Annotated in this window: 16 protein-coding genes and 2 pseudogenes; 16 read left to right on the plus strand and 2 right to left on the minus strand. The window is 71.9% G+C overall.

The window, feature by feature from the left end:
• Window positions 1-4: 4 nt before the first annotated feature.
• Together ACNAVT_RS15460 and ACNAVT_RS15465 are read right to left on the minus strand one after the other, a co-directional pair.
• Window positions 5-1,255, minus strand: coding sequence for a WD40/YVTN/BNR-like repeat-containing protein (locus tag ACNAVT_RS15460; protein WP_416296833.1), 1,251 nt, complete (start codon window positions 1,253-1,255; stop codon window positions 5-7).
• Window positions 1,242-1,760, minus strand: coding sequence for an RNA polymerase sigma factor (locus tag ACNAVT_RS15465; protein ID WP_416296834.1), 519 nt, complete (start codon window positions 1,758-1,760; stop codon window positions 1,242-1,244). Before ACNAVT_RS15465 ends, ACNAVT_RS15460 begins: the two co-directional genes overlap by 14 nt.
• Window positions 1,761-2,026: 266 nt before the next feature.
• Between ACNAVT_RS15465 and ACNAVT_RS15470 the strand changes: the two genes are divergently transcribed.
• The 16 genes and pseudogenes from ACNAVT_RS15470 (at window position 2,027) to ACNAVT_RS15545 (ending at window position 18,884) form a co-directional block, all read left to right on the plus strand.
• On the plus strand, window positions 2,027-2,704 hold the full coding sequence (locus ACNAVT_RS15470) for a response regulator transcription factor (RefSeq protein WP_416296836.1): 678 nt from the start codon (window positions 2,027-2,029) through the stop codon (window positions 2,702-2,704).
• Window positions 2,701-3,774, plus strand: coding sequence for an ATP-binding protein (locus ACNAVT_RS15475; protein WP_416296838.1), 1,074 nt, complete (start codon window positions 2,701-2,703; stop codon window positions 3,772-3,774). The genes ACNAVT_RS15470 and ACNAVT_RS15475 overlap by 4 nt, the downstream gene beginning before the upstream one ends.
• Window positions 3,771-5,405: a DUF4153 domain-containing protein gene (locus ACNAVT_RS15480; protein WP_416296840.1), complete on the plus strand. Its 1,635-nt coding sequence runs from the start codon at window positions 3,771-3,773 to the stop codon at window positions 5,403-5,405. The genes ACNAVT_RS15475 and ACNAVT_RS15480 overlap by 4 nt, the downstream gene beginning before the upstream one ends.
• A 31-nt stretch (window positions 5,406-5,436) precedes the next feature.
• Entirely contained in the window at window positions 5,437-5,883 is a 447-nt protein-coding gene (locus ACNAVT_RS15485; protein WP_416296842.1) for a hypothetical protein, read from the plus strand.
• 1 nt (window position 5,884) lies between these two features.
• Window positions 5,885-7,525, plus strand: coding sequence for a cation acetate symporter (locus ACNAVT_RS15490; protein WP_416296844.1), 1,641 nt, complete (start codon window positions 5,885-5,887; stop codon window positions 7,523-7,525).
• An 86-nt stretch (window positions 7,526-7,611) separates the two neighbouring features.
• Window positions 7,612-8,376: an ABC transporter ATP-binding protein gene (locus ACNAVT_RS15495; RefSeq protein ID WP_416296846.1), complete on the plus strand. Its 765-nt coding sequence runs from the start codon at window positions 7,612-7,614 to the stop codon at window positions 8,374-8,376.
• Complete coding sequence (locus tag ACNAVT_RS15500) at window positions 8,361-10,064, plus strand: ABC transporter permease (RefSeq protein WP_416296848.1); 1,704 nt, start codon at window positions 8,361-8,363, stop codon at window positions 10,062-10,064. Before ACNAVT_RS15495 ends, ACNAVT_RS15500 begins: the two co-directional genes overlap by 16 nt.
• Window positions 10,065-10,107: 43 nt before the next feature.
• A pseudogene (locus ACNAVT_RS15505) lies at window positions 10,108-10,680 on the plus strand (flavin reductase family protein); the annotation flags it as partial.
• 145 nt (window positions 10,681-10,825) lie between these two features.
• A pseudogene (locus ACNAVT_RS15510) lies at window positions 10,826-11,195 on the plus strand (DUF485 domain-containing protein).
• Window positions 11,173-12,846: a cation acetate symporter gene (locus ACNAVT_RS15515; RefSeq protein ID WP_416296850.1), complete on the plus strand. Its 1,674-nt coding sequence runs from the start codon at window positions 11,173-11,175 to the stop codon at window positions 12,844-12,846. The pseudogene ACNAVT_RS15510 and the gene ACNAVT_RS15515 overlap by 23 nt, the downstream one beginning before the upstream one ends.
• Window positions 12,847-12,913: 67 nt before the next feature.
• A complete protein-coding gene (locus ACNAVT_RS15520) occupies window positions 12,914-13,894 on the plus strand; it encodes an NAD-dependent epimerase/dehydratase family protein (protein ID WP_416296851.1) in 981 nt (326 codons plus the stop codon).
• A 74-nt stretch (window positions 13,895-13,968) separates the two neighbouring features.
• Window positions 13,969-15,195 (plus strand): LCP family protein, encoded by a 1,227-nt coding sequence (locus tag ACNAVT_RS15525; protein ID WP_416296853.1) that lies wholly within the window; start codon window positions 13,969-13,971, stop codon window positions 15,193-15,195.
• A gap of 204 nt (window positions 15,196-15,399) precedes the next feature.
• The gene (locus tag ACNAVT_RS15530; protein WP_416296855.1) at window positions 15,400-16,590 is read left to right on the plus strand and encodes an LCP family protein; all 1,191 of its coding nucleotides are present in this window, start codon (window positions 15,400-15,402) and stop codon (window positions 16,588-16,590) included.
• Window positions 16,591-16,805: 215 nt separating this feature from the next.
• A complete protein-coding gene (locus tag ACNAVT_RS15535; protein WP_416296858.1) occupies window positions 16,806-17,714 on the plus strand; it encodes an LCP family protein in 909 nt (302 codons plus the stop codon).
• 28 nt (window positions 17,715-17,742) lie between these two features.
• Window positions 17,743-18,078 (plus strand): rhodanese-like domain-containing protein, encoded by a 336-nt coding sequence (locus tag ACNAVT_RS15540; protein WP_416296860.1) that lies wholly within the window; start codon window positions 17,743-17,745, stop codon window positions 18,076-18,078.
• Between the two features lie 14 nt (window positions 18,079-18,092).
• On the plus strand, window positions 18,093-18,884 hold the full coding sequence (locus ACNAVT_RS15545) for a glycerophosphodiester phosphodiesterase (RefSeq protein WP_416296862.1): 792 nt from the start codon (window positions 18,093-18,095) through the stop codon (window positions 18,882-18,884).
• The last annotated feature ends 4 nt before the right edge of the window (window positions 18,885-18,888 follow it).

An 18,888-nucleotide genomic window follows, 5' to 3' on the forward strand; every position in this document is an offset into this window, starting at 1 on the left:
GGCGTCAGTCCGGGAGGCGGAACCGCGTCCAGTCCTTGCCGTCCGTGGTGAGCTGCACGTGGTCCGCGCCCAGAACCGTCATGTCGTCCCGGCCGTAGAGCCACACATACCCGGGGGCACCGCCGGCCGAGCCGTCCAGCCGGTCGTACTCGAGTGCCGTGGTGAAGTGCCGCCCGGCGTCCCGGCTGACCAGGGTTTTCGACATGCTCGACGTCATCTGCATGTGCCCCGACTCGGCAAGCAGCAGCGAGCCGTCCGAGCCGACGACGAGAGACCTGTCCTCCAACGAGGCGGGCAGGTCCGTGTCGACGTCCGCCCAGGTCCGCCCACCGTCCGTGGTACGCAGCAGCTGCGACGTGCCCTCGGCCCGCATCGGCTGAACACCGGGCACCGGTGGAGATGCGATCAACAGGTACGCCTCCCGGTCGCTGACCCCTGTCACCGCGATCACGTCCGTTCCGGCGGCCGGCCGCCAGGTGTCCCAGGTGGCCCCTCGGTCGGTGCTGCGCGCGACCACCATGACGTTCGGTTCCCCCGGCCAGTAGGTGACCCAGATCGTCCCGTCGGCAGCCGGGTAGATGCTGGACGGCGGATACGGCACCGGTGCCCTACCGTTGAGCCGGTACACCGTCCCCGTCGACGGGTCCACGGCCACCGGCTCGCGCAGCGCGCCGCAGTTCCTCTGGCAGAAGACCGGCTGGGCCTTCTCGGGAAAGGCGACGACCGCCACCATAGACCGTTCGGCGTCCCGCCAGGTGCGGCCGTAGTCGGTCGAGAGCCGGAGCCGGTCGCCGTCGCGAACCAGGTAGGAGCGCTGCCCGAGCACCGTGAAGTCAGCGGAGGCGAACGGGTTTCCCTCAGCGTCCTTGCCGCAGCGGGTGCTGTCGTAGCGGGCCGCGTCGAAGTCGGTCCAGTTCCGCCCGCCGTCCTCGGTGTGGGTGAAGAGCAGCAGGCCGCAGGCGTCGTCTCGCTGTTGCACGAGGACGCCCGACTCTGGGCCGGTGATGAAGAGCTGGCCGCCCCGGTCCTGCCTCACCCGAGGCTGGTCTGGGCCGGCCCACTCGACGCCGCGGGTGCGGGCGGCCAGGGGCAGGGCCGCCATGCTGGCGAAGGCGATGACGAGGGCCAGGGCCACCCCACCGGCACGGCGTCGACGGCGGGCGTAGGCGGCCGTCCACAGGTCGTCCAGGGGTGGCTGCCGGACGGCGTCGGCGACCGTGTCGACCTCGAAGCCGGTGAACTCACGATCGGACATCGATCCTCCCGGTGCTGCACGTGTCGGCGGTGTCGGTGTCGGCGAGCAGCGCGGCCAGGGCCTGCCGCCCGCGGGAGAGTCGGGACTTGACCGTGCCGGCCGAGACTCCTAGCGTCGCCGCGACCTCGTCCACCGGCAGGTCGACCAGGTAGTGCAGGGCCAACGCGTGGCGCTGCCCCGCGGGCAGGTCGCGCAGCGCGGCCAGCAGGGCGAGGTGCTCGGGTGACCGGTCGGCGACGGCGGGCGGCGGACCGATGCGCCGCAGCAGGGTGTCCAGCAGCCGGCGGCGGCGGTGCCGGCTGCGTGCGACGTTCAGCGCTACCCGACGCAGCCAGGCCTCCGGGTTGTCCAGGCCAGCGAAGCGGCGCGGAGCGCCCACCGCGCGGGTGAACGCCTCCTGGACGGCCTCCTGCGCCTCGTTCAGGTCGCCGGTCACCGCGTACAACTGGACGACCAGCCGGCGGTAGCAGGCGGCGTACACCTCGGAGATCAGTTCGTCCGACACCGTCACCTCCCCTCTCCACCACTTCCACTCACGGGTAGAGAGAAAGGTTCCGGGAATCGGTCAGAAGATGTCGGCCACCGCGAACGCGAGCGGGAAGGTCGCCTCGGCGCCGGCATCCCGACCTGGGCCACCCTGACATCCCCACCCGTCGTCCACAACGAGCCCCCGCTCATCCACCGGGTTATCCACAGGAGTGACGCGTTCTCCACAGGTTGTTCACAAGGCGAGCCACTGATCTCCACGGCCGCTTCCTAGAGTCGGACGTCATGAGGGAACGCCGGGTACTGGTGGTCGAGGACGAACGGACCATCGCCGAATCGGTCGCCGCCCGCCTGCGGGCGGAGGGCTTCACCGTCGACATCGCCGGCGACGGCCCGAGCGCCGTCGAGAAGTTCCGGGCCGGTCAGCACGACCTCGTCGTCCTCGACGTGATGCTGCCCGGCTTCGACGGGCTGGAGGTGTGCCGGCGGATCCAGGCCGACCGTCCGGTGCCGGTGTTGATGCTCACCGCCCGGGACGACGAGACGGACCTGCTGATCGGGCTTGCCGTCGGCGCCGACGACTACCTGACCAAGCCGTTCTCGATGCGGGAGCTGGCGGCGCGGGTGCACGTGCTGCTGCGCCGGGTGGAACGCGCTGCCAACACCGGTCCGGCCACCCTGCAGCTGGGCGACATCGAGATCAGCCCGGACGAGCGGCGGGTGGTCAAGGACGGTGTCGAGGTGCACCTCACACCCACCGAGTTCGACCTGCTGGTGCACCTGGCCGCCCGGCCCCGTACGGTGCTGCCCCGGGAACGGCTCCTCGCCGACGTCTGGGGCTGGGCCGACGGCTCCGGCACCCGTACGGTCGACAGCCACATCAAGGCGCTCCGCCGCAAGCTCGGCGCGGACCTGATCCGGACGGTGCACGGCGTCGGTTACGCGCTGGAGGTCCCGGCGTGACTGCCCGGTTGGTGGACTGGCTGAACCGGGTGCTGCCCCGCCCGCTGGACCCGGTCCGCTCGATCAAGGTGAAGCTCGGCGTCCTGCTGGTCGCCTCCTGGGCGGTCGCCGTCGGCTACTTCTGGTGGGGCATCGGCTGGCTGCCGCCGGGCACCGCGATCACCGCGATCGCCATCGCCCTGCTGACCGCACAGGTGCTGGCGCACGGCATGACCTCGCCGCTGAGGGAGATGACCGCCGCGGCCGGGGCGATGGCCCGGGGCGACTACACCCGTCGGGTCCGGGCCACCTCCCGCGACGAGGTGGGCGAGCTGGCCCACGCGTTCAACAAGATGGCCGCCGACCTGGCCGTCGCCGACCAGCGCCGGCGCGAGCTGATCGCGAACGTCTCGCACGAGCTGCGTACGCCGATCAGCGCGCTGCAGGGCGTGCTGGAGAACCTGGTCGACGGGGTGGCCACCCCGGAGCCGGCGGCGCTGCGCGCCGCGCTCACCCAGACCGAGCGCCTCGGGCACCTGGTCGCCGACCTGCTCGACCTGTCCCGGCTGGACGCCGGTGTGGTCCCGCTGCGGCGGGTCCGGATCGACGTCGCCGACTTCCTCGACGAGGCGGTGGAACAGGCCGCCGCCACCGCCGCCGGGACGGGCCGGGACGTCCGCTTCCGACTCCGGCCGCTGCCCGCCCCGCTGACCGTGCACGCCGACCCGTGGCGGCTGCACCAGGTCTTCGCCAACCTGCTCGACAACGCCGCCCGGCACAGCCCGCCCGGCGGGACGGTGCTGGTCGCCGCCGAAGAGCGGGCCGGCCAGCTGCACGTCGAGGTGAGCGACGAGGGTGAGGGCATCCCGCCGGCCGAACGGTCCCGGGTGTTCGAACGCTTCACCCGGGGCGAGCGGACCGCCGGCGGTGGCACCGGGCTCGGCCTGGCCATCGCCCACTGGGTGATCGAAATGCACGGCGGAACCATCCGTGTCGCCGACCCGCACCCCGCCGCGCCCGGTGCCCGCGCCGGCTGCCGCATCGAGGTCACCCTGCCGCATACCGAATCCGCCCGAGGAGAGGCCGCATGACCACCGCACCCCCACCGCGACCGCCCGTCGATCCCCGGCCGGCGCTGCCCCGCCCAGCGGGCCCGCACTCCCAGCTCGCCCCGCAGTCCGTCGCCCGGCCGGCAGCGCAGCCGTCCGTGTGGGAGCGGCGCTGGCCGGGAGCCACGGGAGCCGCCCGGCCGGTGGTGCTCGGTGCGGTGGCAGTGGCCGCCGGGGTGAGCGCCTCCGTGGTGCCGATGGACCGGCCCGGGCTGGGCTGGCTGGTCGCCACCGTCGCCGGGGCCACCGCCCTCGGCACGGCCGGGTCGCCGCAGGTCGGCGTACCCGATGAGAGCGGCACCACCGCGGGGGCCGGCGCGGTCGCCCGTCCCGGCGCCACGGGGGCGTCGGGCCGGGCGGCGCGGCTGGCCTGGGCGGTCGCCACCGTCGCCCTGGTCGGGGTCGGCACGGTACGCGCCGCCGGCTGGCTCTTCGCGCTCTGCCTCCTCGCCGCCGTCGGCACCGCCTCGCTCGCCGTGGCGGGCGGGCGTACGCCGCTGGGCCTGCTGACGGCCGGGGTGCTGCCACCGATCGCCGGCGTGCGGGCGCTGCCCTGGGCGGTCCGGGGGCTGCCCCGGCCCCGGACCCGGCCGGACGGCCCGAGCGTGGGCCGGAGTCTGGTCAGCCTCGGGGTCACCGCCGTGCTGCTGCTCCTGTTCGGGCTGCTCTTCTCCTCGGCCGACGCGGTCTTCGCCGGCCTGGTGGCCGACGCGCTGCCCGACGTCTCCACGGTGGGCGTGTCCGGTTGGCTCCTCCGCCTGCTGCTGGTGGGCGCGGTGCTGCTCGGTGGGGCGTACCTGCTGGCGGCGCCGCCCGACCTGGAGCTGCGCACCGGGCCGGCCCGGGCGGTCCGGCGGCTGGAATGGGTGCTGCCGCTGGCCCTGCTCGACGTGCTCTTCGCCGCCTTCGTGCTGGTGCAGCTCACCGTGCTCTTCGGCGGCTCGGACCACGTGCTGGGTACGGCCGGACTGACCTACGCCGAATACGCCCGCGGCGGATTCTGGCAGCTGCTCGCGGTCTCCGCGCTGACCCTGCTGGTGATCGCCGGGGCGATGCGCTGGGCGCCCCGGGGCACGGGGGCGGACCGGGCGCTGATCCGGGTGCTGATCGGCGGGCTGACCGTGCTGAGCCTGGTGGTCGTGGCCTCGGCGCTCTACCGGATGCGGGTCTACACCGACGCCTACGGGGTGACCCGGCTGCGCCTGGTGGTGGCGACCGTGGAGCTCTGGCTGGGCCTGCTCTTCGTGCTGGTCGGGGTGGCCACGGTGCGGCTGCGGGGCGCCTGGCTGCCCCGGCTGGTGCTGGGCGCCGGGGTGGTCGCCCTGCTCGGTCTCGCCGTGGTCAATCCGGACCGGCTGATCGCCGACCGGAACGTCGACCGCTGGCAGCGGATCGACCGGCTGGACGTGGAGTACCTGTCCCGGCTCTCGGCGGACGCCGTACCGGCGCTGGACCGGCTGCCGGAGCCGATGCGCTCCTGCGCGCTGCGGGAGATCGCCGCGCAGCTCCCCGAGGACGGCTGGCGGGCCGCGAACGTGGGCCGGGCACAGGCCCGCGCCGTGCTCGGTCGGGTCGAGGCGGACGCCACGGGGTGCCCGTACCGGCACCCTTGACATTTACGGTGATCAGGCGAGACTGCCGGGGATGACCGGAGCGGATGAGCGGGGCGTTCCGGGGCGGCCGGCCGAGGCCGCTCCGGTGCCGGCCCCGCGCGTGGCCGAGTCGCGCCGGCGTACCCGGATCGTGCTGGCCGAGGTGTCCCGCGCGGGCAGCCGGGCGGACCGCACCCGCTCCGAACTGACCCAGCAGACCCGGGTCGGCGAGGCGCTGGTCCAGGGGCTGGTACGGGCCCAACTCGCGCTGGCGCTGCGGCTGAGCCTGCTGGTGCTGATCGGGCTCGGCGGCCTGCCCTGGCTCTTCGCGATCGCACCCTCGGTCGGTCGGGTCACCGTACTCGGGGTCAACCTGCCGTGGCTCCTGCTCGGGGTGGCCGCCTTCCCGTTCCTGATCGCCGTCGGCTGGGCGTACGTGCGGCTGGCGGAGCGGAACGAGCAGGACTTCACCGACCTGGTCCACCGGCCGGAGCACTGAGGTGAACAACGCGTACGTCGTCCCGGCGATCGTGGCGGTCACGCTGGTCACGGTCGGGATCGGCTTCTACGGGCTGCGGCTGGCCCGGACCACCTCCGACTTCCTGGTCGCCTCCCGGACGGTCAGCCCGACCTGGAACGCCGCCGCGATCGGCGGGGAGTACCTGTCGGCGGCCAGCTTCCTGGGCGTGGCCGGCCTGATCCTCAAGTACGGCGTGGACGTGCTCTGGTACCCGGTCGGCTTCGCCGCCGGCTACCTGGCGCTGCTGCTCTTCGTGGCCGCCCCGCTGCGCCGCTCCGGGGCGTTCACCCTGCCGGACTTCTGCGAGGTGCGGCTCGGTTCGCGGCGGCTGCGGAAACTGGCCACGGTCTTCGTGATCTTCATCGGCTGGCTCTATCTGGTGCCGCAGCTCCAGGGTGCCGGGCTGACCCTGGCCACCCTCGCCGGCTCGCCGTACCCGGTGGGGGCGCTGCTGGTCGCCGTGGTGGTGACCGGGAACGTGGCGCTGGGTGGGATGCGGGCGATCACCTTCGTCCAGGCGTTCCAGTACTGGCTGAAGCTGACCGCACTGGCCGTACCGGCGATCTTCCTGGCGTTGCAGTGGCAGGCCGACGCCCGCCCTGCGGTGACCCCGCCCGACGGGCCGGCGTTCCGGACCGCGACCACCGTCGTGGTCGAGCACCGCGCGAGGCTCACCTTCGCCGACGGGGACGTCCGGGAGGTACGCCCCGGCGACCACATCGAGTTCGCCGCCGGCGACCCGGTGCCGGAGGTCTCCGGCACGGCCATCGGCGCCACGGACTGGCTGCTGCCGGACACCGCCGAGGACGACGATCGAGGGCTGTTCGCGACGTACTCGCTGATCCTGGCCACCTTCCTCGGCACCATGGGGCTGCCGCACGTGCTGGTCCGCTTCTACACCAACCCGGACGGGGCCGCCGCCCGCCGCACCACCCTGGTGGTGCTCGCCCTGGTCGGCGTCTTCTACCTGCTGCCCACCATCTACGGCGTGCTGGGCCGGATCTACACCCCGCAACTGCTGGTCACCGGCCAGACCGACGCGGTGGTGGTGCTGCTGCCCGAGGCGGCGCTCGGCGACGGCGCGACCGGCCGGCTGCTCGCCGCGCTGGTCGCCGCCGGGGCGTTCGCCGCGTTCCTGTCCACCTCGTCCGGCCTGCTCACCAGCGTGGCCGGAGTGATCTCCACCGACGTGTTCGGCCGCGGCTCCGTACGCGGCTTCCGGCTGGCCACGGTGCTCGCCGGCGGGGTGCCGGCGGTGCTCGCGCTGAACGTCTCCGGGCTGGACGTCTCCGAGGTGGTCGGGCTGGCCTTCGCGGTGGCCGCGTCGAGCTTCTGCCCGCTGCTGGTGCTGGGCATCTGGTGGCGCGGCCTGACCGACCTGGGCGCCGCGGCCGGGGTGCTGGTCGGCGGCGGCGCCGCGATCGGTGCGGTGCTGCTCACGGTGCTGGGCCCGCCGCTGACCGGCTGGCCGGCCACGTTGACCGCCCAGCCGGCCGCCTGGACGGTGCCGCTGGCGTTCACGGTGATGGTGGCGGTGTCGATGGCCACCCGGCGTCGCCTGCCCACCGACGTCGGGGTGACGATGCTCCGCCTGCATGCGCCGGAGGCGCTGCGGCTGTGAGCGGCCGCGCCTCCTGCTCGGGTAGGAGGCCGAGGTCGTCCCAGGGCGGGAGAGATCATCAGCGACGGAGAGATACGGTCTGATGCATGACCGATGAGTATCCCGCGCTGTCCCTCCGTGGCCTGGCCAAGCGGTTCGACACCAAGGTCGCGGTCGCTGGGGTCGACCTGGACGTGCCGACCGGCTCGTTCTACGGGCTGCTCGGCCCGAACGGAGCCGGCAAGACCACCACCCTGTCGATGGCCGTCGGCCTGCTGCGGCCCGACGCCGGGCAGGCCCGGGTGCTCGGACACGACGTCTGGACCGACCCGGTGCACGCCAAGGGCCTGCTCGGCGTGATGCCGGACGGCGTACGGCTCTTCGACCGGCTCAGCGGGGCGGAGCTGCTGGCCTACCACGGCCTGCTGCGCGGCATGGACCCGGCGGTGGTCGACCAGCGCGCGGCGGAGCTGCTGGACGTGCTGGCGTTGACCGACGCCGGCCGCACCCTGGTGGTCGACTACTCGGCGGGCATGAAGAAGAAGATCGGCCTGGCCTGCGCACTGCTGCACGGCCCCCGGCTGCTGGTGCTCGACGAGCCGTTCGAGGCGGTCGACCCGGTCTCGGCGGCGCTGATCCGCGACATCCTGCACCGGTACGTCCTCGGTGGCGGCACGGTCGTCTTCTCCAGCCACGTCATGGAGGTGGTCGAGCGGATCTGCTCCCACGTGGCGATCCTCGCCGACGGACGGATCAAGCAGGTCGGCACGCTCGAGCAGGTACGCGGCGACCGGTCCCTGGAGGAGGTCTTCGTCGAGGTGGTCGGCGGGCGGACCGCGACCGGCGAGGAGCTGTCGTGGCTGTCCCGGTGACCGCGTCCGAGCGGCCGGCCCGGAGGGTCTCCGCCCGGCACTTCGTCCGACTCAAGCTGCGGGTGCTGGGCAACAACTTCCGTGGACAGCGGTGGCGCATCGCGCTCTTCGTGGTGGGCGTCGTGGTCGGGCTCTGGTTCGCGTCCGGCGGCTTCGTCGGCCTGGCCGCGCCCGGCCTGGCCGACCAGCCCCGGTACGCGCTCATGGTCGCGGCCTTCGGCGGGGGCGTGCTGGTGCTGGGCTGGCTGCTGATGCCGCTGGTCTTCTTCGGCGTGGACGAGACCCTGGACCCGGCCCGCTTCGCGCTGCTCCCGCTCTCCCGCCGCACCCTGGTCACCGGCCTGTACGCCGCCGCCCTGGTCAGCGTCCCGGTGCTGGCGACGCTGATTGCGGTCACCGGGCTGGTCGTCACGGCCGGTGTGCTGGGCGGCTGGCCGGCCGCGCTGGTCGCAGCCGTCGGGGTGGTCGCCGGGCTGCTGCTCTGCGTGGCCGCCGCCCGCGCGGTGACCAGCGCCTTCGCCACCATGCTCCGCTCCCGCCGGGTACGCGACCTGGCAGCCGTGCTGCTCGCGGTGCTCGCCGCCCTGCTCGGGCCGTTGCAGATCGCGGTGCTCGCCGCCGTCCGCCAGGCCGACTGGGACCGGCTGACCGGCGCCGCCCGGGTCGTCGGCTGGACTCCGTTCGGCGCGCCGTGGACCGCCGGGATCGATGTGGCCGAGGGTCGGGCCTGGGCCGGCGTACTCAAGCTGCTGATCACCGTGCTGGCCATCGGAGCACTGATGTTCTGGTGGTCGCGCTCGCTGGAGTCGGCAATGGTGGGTGCGGCGAGCGCCGGCCCGGCCCGGAACCGGCGCGGGGCGGCCGGCAGGGCGGCCGGCGGGGCGATCGCCCAGCTCTTCCCCTGGGCGGTCGGCTGGGCGCGGCAGGATCGCTTCGGCGCGCTGGTGGCCCGGGAGGGCCGCTACTGGTGGCGGGACGCCCGTCGGAGGGCCAACCTGATCACCATCGCGGTGGTCGGGATCTTCGTGCCGGTGATGGTCAACCTGGGTGGCTCCGGCTTCAACGCCGACGGCAAGGAGGGCTTTTCCCTCAGTGGTGACCCGTCGCCGGTGCTGGTCAGCCTCTCGCTGATCTTCGTCGGGGTGCTCGCGTCGCTCACCCTGGCCAACCAGTTCGGCTTCGACGGCAGCGCGTACGCGGCCAACGTGGTCGCGGGCGTACCGGGGCGGTTGGAGCTGCGCGCCCGGATGACCGCGTTCTCGATCTACGTGCTGCCGCTGCTCGCCGCGGTCGCGGTCATCCTCGCCGCGGTGCTGCGACACCCCGAGTGGCTGGGGGTGATGGCCGGCGCGCTGCTCGCCTCGTACGGCACCGGGTTGGCGATCAACGCCTTCATCTCGGTGCTCGGCGCGTACTCGCTGCCGGAGACGAGCAACCCGTTCGCCATGAACACCGGCGCCGGGGTGGCGAAGAGCCTGCTCTCCCTGCTGTCCATGGTCGCCTCGGCGACCGCGGCGGTGCCGATGGTGGTCGCCGCGGCGCTGCTCGGGGACGTCTGGCTCTGGCTGGCCCTGCCGGTCGGCCTGGCATACGGGCTGGGCGCCGCGCTGCTCGGCACCTACCTGGCCGGGGACGTGCTGGACCGCCGCCAGCCGGAACTGCTGGAGGCCGTCACACCCCGCCGCTGAATGAGAGCACCAGGCAGCAGGACGGCCCGGGGAGCGGTGCGGGCGCTTCCTCGGCTGGGCGCGAGCCCCGGGCGGCACAATGTTTCACGTGAATCATGAGCCGGGCGCCGAGATCCACCACACCGACCCGTTCGCCGTGCCGACCGGGCAGCGGTCGCCGGTACGCCGACTGCGGGGTCGGCTGGCCGCCCCGGTCACGCTCTGGGCGGCGCCCGGACCGGCGGGGCTGACCGTCTCGTCCACCCTGGTCGCCGAGGGGGAGCCGGACCGGCTGCTCGGGCTGATCGACCCGGAGTCGGACCTGTGGGCGGCCGTCGAGGAGGCGGGGCGGTTCGCGGTCGCGCCGCTGGGCCCGCCGCACCGGCAGCTCGCCGACCGCTTCGCCGGCATCTTCCCGTCCCCCGGTGGCCTCTTCGCCATCGGTTCATGGACCGACACCCCGTACGGGCCGGTCCCGTCGGACGCGGGCGGGTGGGCCGGCTGCCGGCTCGACGCCGCCCGGGAGTACGGCTGGGGCCTGCTGGTCGAGGCCACCATCGAGGCGGTCGAGCTGGCCGAGGAGACCGCCCCCCTCCTCCATTACCGCGGTCGGTATCACGAACTGGACAGCCGGTGACCGGAGTGACCTGGGTCACTCGGCGCAGGAGGGCGACCGCTCGGCGCAGGGGGTGACCGAGGTCGATCTGCACCTTCCCGGGCGGGGAGCGCGCTCTTTACCGTGCGCGAAACTCCCCCACGACTGCGAAGGTGGTGATCCACAGATGTCCACGGACACACCCGCGTCCGCGCCGGCCGAATCCGCCGCGGAGCGGTATCTCGCCGTACAGCGGTCGGACGAGTTCGCCGGGTTGCGGCGCGCGCTGCGCGGCTTCGTCTTCCCGATGACCGTCGCGTTCTTCCTGTGGTACGCGCTCTACGTCATCCTCTCCGCGTACGCGCGGGGCTTCATGGGCACAAAGCTCGTCGGGAACATCAACGTCGCCCTGGTCTTCGGCCTGCTCCAGTTCGTCTCGACGTTCCTCATCGCCTGGCTCTACGCCCGGTTCGCCGACCGGCGGATCGACCCGGTCGCCGACCGGATCCGCGCCGAGCTCGAGGGAGATGACCGATGAGCATCGTCCTCGCGGCTGATCCGCACAGCACCACCGCCCGTAACCTCACCATCACCCTCTTCCTGGTCTTCGTGGCGATCACGCTCGCCATCACCGTCTGGGCCAGCCGGCAGACCAAGACCGCCACCGACTTCTACGCCGGCGGCCGGTCCTTCTCCGGCTTCCAGAACGGCATGGCGATCGGCGGCGACTACATGTCGGCCGCGTCCTTCCTCGGCATCGCCGGCATCATCGCCCTGTACGGCTACGACGGCTTCCTCTATTCGATCGGCTTCCTGGTCGCCTGGCTGGTCGCGCTGCTGCTCGTCGCCGAACTGCTGCGCAACTCCGGCCGGTACACGATGGCCGACGTGCTGGCGTTCCGGATGCGCCAGCGTCCGGTCCGGACCGCGGCGGCGGTCTCCACGATCACCGTGTCGATCTTCTACCTGCTGGCCCAGATGGTCGGTGCGGGCGCGCTGGTCGCCCTGCTGCTCGGCATCAAGCCGGGCACCACCTTCCTCGGCATGGACGCCGACACCGCGAAGGTCGCCACCATCATCCTGGTCGGCGCCCTGATGATCATCTACGTCACCGTGGGCGGCATGAAGGGCACCACCTACGTGCAGATCGTCAAGGCGTTCCTGCTCATGAGCGGCGCCATCGTGATGACTCTGTTGGTGCTGGCGAAGTACGAGTTCAACCTGTCGTCGCTGCTCGGCGACGCGGCGCACGCCTCCGGCAAGGGGGCCGCCTTCCTCGAACCCGGGCTCCGCTACGGCGTGGAGACACCCGGCGACGCGTTGAAGACCTTCTACAGCAAGATGGACCTGCTCTCGCTCGGCATCGCCCTGGTGCTCGGCACGGCCGGCCTGCCGCACATCCTGATCCGCTTCTACACCGTGCCGACCGCGAAGACGGCCCGCAAGAGCGTGCTCTGGGCGATCGGCATCATCGGGCTGTTCTACCTGCTCACCCTCGCCCTCGGCTTCGGTGCGGCGGCGTTGGTCGGCGGGAAGGCCATCACGGAGCAGGACAAGGCCGGCAACATTGCCGCGCCACTGCTCGCCGAGGCGCTCGGCAAGGACTTCCTCGGCGGCAGCCTGGGCGGCGCGACACTGCTGGCGATCATCGCGGCGGTCGCCTTCGCCACCATCCTGGCGGTGGTCGCCGGGTTGACCCTGGCCTCGTCGTCCAGCCTGGCGCACGACTTCTACAACAACGTGATCAAGAACGGGCAGGCGTCGGAGCGGCAGGAGGTGGGCGTCGCCCGGATCTCCGCCCTGGTGATCGGCGCGGTCGCCATCGTACTGTCGATCTTCGCGCAAAGCCTGAACGTCGCGTTCCTGGTGGCGCTGGCCTTCGCGGTGGCCGCCTCGGGCAACCTGCCGGCGATCCTCTACAGCCTGTTCTGGAAGCGGTTCAACACCTCGGGCGCGGTCTGGGCGATCTACGGCGGCCTGCTCGCCGCCGTGGTGCTGGTCTTCTTCTCCCCGGTCGTCTCCGGGGCGCCGACGGCCATGTTCCCCGAGCACGACTGGCACTGGTTCCCGCTGTCGAACCCGGGCATCATCTCGATCCCGATCGGCTTCCTCTGCGGCTGGATCGGCACCCTGCTGTCGAAGGAGCACGACGAGGAGAAGTACGCCGAACTGGAGGTGCGCGCGCTCACCGGCGCGGGCGCCCACTGATCATGCGGTGGCGGTGGGCCGGAGCCGACGACAGCTCCGGCCCATCCGCTTGAGTAGGCTTGCCGGTATGAACGTTGCTCCTCGTTTCGGCCCCGGGCACCGCATCCTCGTCACCGGCGGCGCCGGCTTCGTGCCATCACACCTGGTCGACCGGCTCATCGAACGTGGCTGCACGGTCGTGGTGCTGGACAACTTCATCACCGGCACCAAGGACAACATCTCCCACCTGCTGGAGAAGCCGACCTTCACGCTGATCGAGGCGGACATCTCCGAGGGCCTGCCGACCGACCACCCGGCCATGACCGACCGGTTCGACGCGATCCTGCACATGGCATCTCCGGCCAGCCCCACCGACTTCGAGAAGTTGCCGGTGGAGATCCTGCGGGTCGGCTCGGTCGCCACCCTGCACCTGCTGGAGCGGGCCACCGCCGACGGCGCCCGGTTCCTGATGGCCTCCACGTCCGAGGCGTACGGGGACCCGAAGGAGCACCCGCAGCGCGAGACGTACTGGGGCAACGTCAACCCGATCGGCATCCGGAGCGTCTACGACGAGGCGAAGCGCTTCTCGGAGGCGGCCACCATGGCCTACCACCGCAGCCGGGCCACCGACACCGCGATCGTCCGGATCTTCAACACGTACGGGCCGCGGATGCGCCCGGACGACGGCCGCGCCATCCCGACCTTCATCTCCCAGGCCCTGCGCGGCGAGCCGATCACGGTGCACGGCACCGGCAACCAGACCCGTTCGATCTGCTACGTCGACGACCTGGTCCGGGGCATTCTGCTGCTGCTCGACTCGACCGAGACCGGCCCGATCAACTGCGGCACCGAGCACGAGATGTCGATGCGGCAGCTGGCCGAGACGATCGTGTCGCTCACCGGAAGCCCGTCCGAGGTGGCCTTCATCACCCGGTCGGCCGACGACCCGGAGATGCGCCGCCCCGACCTCACGCTCGCCCGCGAGCGGCTCGGATACGAGCCGGCCGTTTCGCCCGAAGACGGCCTGCGACGCACGATCGAGTACTTCCGCGAGCGGCTAGGGTACTGAACCCGGCTGGAAGGAGCCTGACATCCGGTCCGGCCTGAGGGTGGGACTGGTCCGAGCGACCTACCCTCGGTTCTATGTCAGCGACCACGTCTGCCGGCTTTCCCCTCCCGTACCTGAGGAGCGCGGGCCGCGCCCAGGTTCCCGGCCCCGGCCGGGGCACCGCCGGGCGCGCCCGCGTCACCGACGCCCGCCGGTACCCGTCGTACGACGGAGAGCCGCGCCCCGGCGGCCCGGGCGGACCAACCGGACCTGGCGGCCCCGGTGGACCGGGCGGCGCCGGTGGCCCCGGACGGCGTGGTCCCCGCCCGCGCTGGGGGCGGATCGGCCTGGTGGCCGGCGTGGCGGTGCTGGTGCTCGCCCTGCTCGTTGGCGTGGGAGCGTGGTTCTACGCCCGTAACCTCGACGATGATCTGGCCCGAACCGACCCCTTCTCGGAGATCACCGGCGGGCGGCCGGCCAAGAAGGTCGACGGTGCGCTGAACATCCTGCTGGCCGGAACCGACTCCCGCGACCCGGACGCCCCGATGGACACCGCCGGGAAGTGGCGGGCGGACACGCTGATCGTCATGCACATCCCGGCCGACCACAAGGAGGCCTACCTGGTCTCCATTCCGCGTGACCTGTACGTGCCGATCCCGCAGAACGCCGGTGCCCCGTGCGACTCCGGCCAGCGCAACAAGATCAACGCAGCCTTCGCGTTCGGTGGCCTGCCGTTGGCGGTGAAGACCGTGGAGTGCTTCACCGACGTCCGGATCGACCATGTCGTGGCGATCGACTTCGCCGGGTTCAAGGAGGTCACCGACGCGCTCGGCGGCGTCGACCTCAAGGTGGACCGCACCATCACCTCGATCCACAAGCCGCACCGGAAGTTCACCAAGGGGGTGAACCACATGGACGGCGCCGAGGCCCTCGACTGGGTGCGGCAGCGCTACCAGTTCCCCGAGGGAGACTTCGCCCGGATGCGCCACCAGCAGGAGTTTCTCAAGGCGCTGATGGACAAGGCGACGAGCACCGGCACATTGACCAACCCCCGGAAGTTGAACAGTTTTCTCAAGGCGGTCACCAAGGCGATCACGGTCGACAAGGACTTCTCGCTCACCGACATGGCCCTGGAGTTTCGGAGCCTGCGCGGCGAGAACCTGACCTTCATCACCAGCCCCAACCTGGGCGGCCAGAACGTCGACGGCCAGTCGGTGGTGGTGTCCGACCGGGAGAAGGCGCTGGCGATGTACCAGGCCATCGCCTCGGACACGATGGCCGACTGGGTGAAGGCCAACCAGCCGAAAAGCAGCGGCGGCTGACGCCCTCCCGGAAGCATCCCGCCTGGTCGGCGGTCAAGGTCGTCCCGCGGCTGGCCAACCGCCGACCAGTTGCTCTTGATTGACCGTTCGGTCAATTCGTCAGGACAAGCGCTGGGTTGTGCGGGAATGGTCAGCGGACGGGTCGCGAGAACGGGACCTGGTACGTACAGTTGTCCCGCCCCCGACCATAGAGCTGGAGCACGCATGCCGGTTCAGACCAGCCGTCGCCCTCAGTCACCGGAGCCCGGAGCACCCGGGCGGGTGCCGCCGAAAATTCCATCCCAGGCCGGCCCGGGCGGTCGCGGTGCCGGCGGGGCGAAGAAGCGGACCAAGCGCAAGGACCCCCTCTGGGCCCGACTCACGGTGATCTTCGGCGCGGTGCTGATGATGACCAGCGGCGTCGCGATCGTCGGCAGCAAGGCGGTGATCGGCCAGGCCACCAAGAACATCGAAGAGCGCAACCTGCTCGGCGACGCCGGCAAGACCGAGGCCGAGGGCGGCAAGAACCTCGACGGCCCGATCGACATGCTGCTGCTCGGCGTCGACGCCCGGGCGCGCTGGGCCGCCGACGACGTCCGCTCGGACACCATCATCATCCTGCACATCCCGGCCAGCCACGACCAGGCGTACCTCATCTCGATCCCCCGGGACACCGAGGCGGAGATCCCGGGGCACGGCACCGACAAGATCAATGCGGCCTTCTTCCACGGCGCGCAGAACGGTGGCGGCTGGGAGGGCGGCGCCCAGTTGATGGCCAAGACCATCAAGAAGATGACCGGAATCAGCTTCGACGGCGCCGCGATCATCAACTTCGGCGGCTTCAAGAACGTCATCGACGCCCTCGGCACCGTGCGGATCTGCGTGAGCCACGAGGTCACCTCGCACCACATGAAGATGGTCGACGGTAAGCCGATGTGGAACGCGGACGCCAAGAAGACCGGCAAGCCGATGAAGCCGGTGGTGCACGAGAAGGGCTGCAAGGAGATGGAGGGCTGGGAGGCCCTCGACTTCGCCCGCCAGCGCTACGGCCTGCCCCGCGGCGACTACGACCGCCAGCAGAACCAGCAGCAGCTGATCAAGGCGATGGCGAAGAAGGCCACCGCGAACGGCATGCTGAGCAACCCGATCAAGCTGAACAAGCTGACCCAGGCGGCCGGCAAGGCCCTCGTCCTGGACACCGGCGGCGTGCCGATCGCGGACTACATGTTCACCCTCAAGGGCGTCACCGGCAACGACCTGATCACCCTGCGCACCAACGGTGGCAATTTCGCCTCCAACGGCAACGGCCGGGAAACGCTCAACGACCTGAGCATGCAGATGTTCAAGGCGGTCAAGGACGACAAGCTCGACGACTTCGTGATCGCGAACCCGGAGGTCCTCTCCACCAGAAAGTGACCGTGACCTGGCGGCAACAGCGGCGAAAGCCAGCACCGCCGGGTGTCCGGACCGTAGCCTGACGTGAGTGGCTCTCACGTCACGGCTGCGGGAGGGGTGTCACGATCAGGGCAGCACGGACCAGACGCGGGCGGGGGCGACCCGCCCGCTGGCCCCGGTTCCTCCTCGGTGCCGGCCTCGCCCTGGTTTTGCTCGCCGTCCTCGGCTTCGCGGGGATGCACTGGCTCACCCACCGGTACGACCGCACGGTGGCCAAGGAGCAACTGCTCGACCGGGCGGCCCGGCAACCGCGTACCGACCTGTCCCACGCGCTCAACTACCTACTGGTCGGCTCGGACCACCGGCCCGGCGCCCACCCCGAGGACGAGCGCTCGGACAGCATCATGATCGTGCACGTGCCGGCCGGCGTGCGGCAGGCGTACCTGATCTCGATCCCGCGCGACCTGCTGGTCACCATCCCGGCGGCACCGGGGTACGGCGGTGGCCGGGACAAGATCAACGCGGCAATCGAGCACGGCGGTGGCGGTGAGGCCGGAACCCGGCTGCTCTCCGCCACCCTGACCAAGCTCACCGGGGTACGCTTCGACGGTGCCGCGCTGGTCGACTTCTCCGGCTTCAAGGAGGTCATCGACCTGCTCGGCGGCATCCGGATGTGCGTCGACGCCGAGGTCCAGTCGATCCACACGAAGACCCTGTTCACCCCCGGCTGCCAGCAGATGGACGGCGCCCGGACCCTGGACTACATCCGCCAGCGCTACAACCTGCCCGGCGGCGACTACGACCGGCAGCGACACCAGCAGCAGATGCTCCGCGCGGTGCTCGACAAGGCCGGCGAGACGCACCTGCGCGACGACCCGGTGAAGCTCGACCAGGTGCTCCGGGCCGCCGGTGCCGCGCTGACCGTGGACACCAACGGCATACCGCTGGACGAGCTGCTCCTCGCGTTCCGGTCGCTGCCGGCGGACGCCCTACGCGGAGTGCAGGTCCCCTCGTATCCGCAGATCATCGACGAGGTTTCGTACGTGGTGCTGGACAACGGGGGCAGCGGCCTCTTCGATGCGCTGCGGGCCACCCGCGTGCCGGAGTGGGCCGGGGCGAATCCCCGCTGGGTCAACCAGTTGTGACCGCAATGACGGTCTAGGCTTGATACCCGTGTTCGGACCCCAGGTTCCCAGCGTGCCCGCGTCGGCCGTGCCCGACGACACCTACCTGCTCGACGTCCGGGAGGACGACGAGTGGGCCGCCGGCCACGCGCCGGCCGCCATCCACCTGCCGATGACCGAGCTGCCCGCCCGGCTGGCCGAGGTGCCCGACGACCGCGAGGTGGCCGTCATCTGCCGCTCCGGCGGGCGGTCCGCGCAGGTCGTCGCGTACCTCATGCGCAACGGGTGGGACCAGGTGCGCAACGTCGAGGGCGGGATGGGCGACTGGGCCGCCGCCGGCCGCCCGGTGGTGACCGACGACGGGCAGCCGGGCCGGGTCGCCTGAGGCCGGCGAGCGGCATGGCCACGCCCCTGGTCTTCGCGCACCGCGGCTCCTCGTACGACCTGCCCGAGCACACCCTCGCCGCGTACCTGCGCGCCCTCGACGAGGGCGCCGACGGGCTGGAATGCGACGTCCGGCTGACCCGGGACGGGCACCTGGTCTGCGTGCACGACCGCCGGCTGGACCGGACCAGCAACGGTCAGGGGCTGGTCAGCGCGCGTACCCTCGCCGAGCTGGAGATGCTGGACTTCGGCTCGTGGCACCCCGGCGGAGTGCCGGCCGAGGGGGACGAACCGCTCGACGAGTCGCACACCCGGCTGCTCACCCTGGAACGACTGCTCGACGCCGTGCTGGCCGCCGGCCGGCCGGTCCGGCTGCTGGTCGAGACCAAGCACCCCTCCCGGTACGGCCGGGACGTGGAACGTCGCCTGGTCGCCCTGCTGCGCCGGTACGGGCTCGCCGACCCCCGCCCGGATGATCCGGTCCGGGTGACCGTGATGTCCTTCTCCCCGCTCGCCGTACGCCGGATCCACGATCTCGCGCCCGCCCTGCCCACGGCGCTGCTGCTGGAGGTGCTACCCCGCTGGCTGCGGCTGGGCCGGCTGCCGTTCGGTACCCGGATCGCCGGGCCGGGGATCGGCCTGGTGCGAGCCCGGCCGCGGCTCGTTCCCGCGCTGCGGGCCGCCGGGAACCAGGTCTACGTCTGGACGGTGAACGAGCCGGAGGACCTGGAACTGGTGCTGACCGCCGGGGTGGACGCCGTGATCACCGACCGGCCCGCCCGGGCGCTGGCCCGGCTGGGCCGTTGAGCCC

It is taken from the genome of Micromonospora sp. SL4-19 (assembly GCF_047921475.1).
In the GTDB taxonomy this organism is placed as follows: Bacteria; Actinomycetota; Actinomycetes; order Mycobacteriales; family Micromonosporaceae; genus Micromonospora.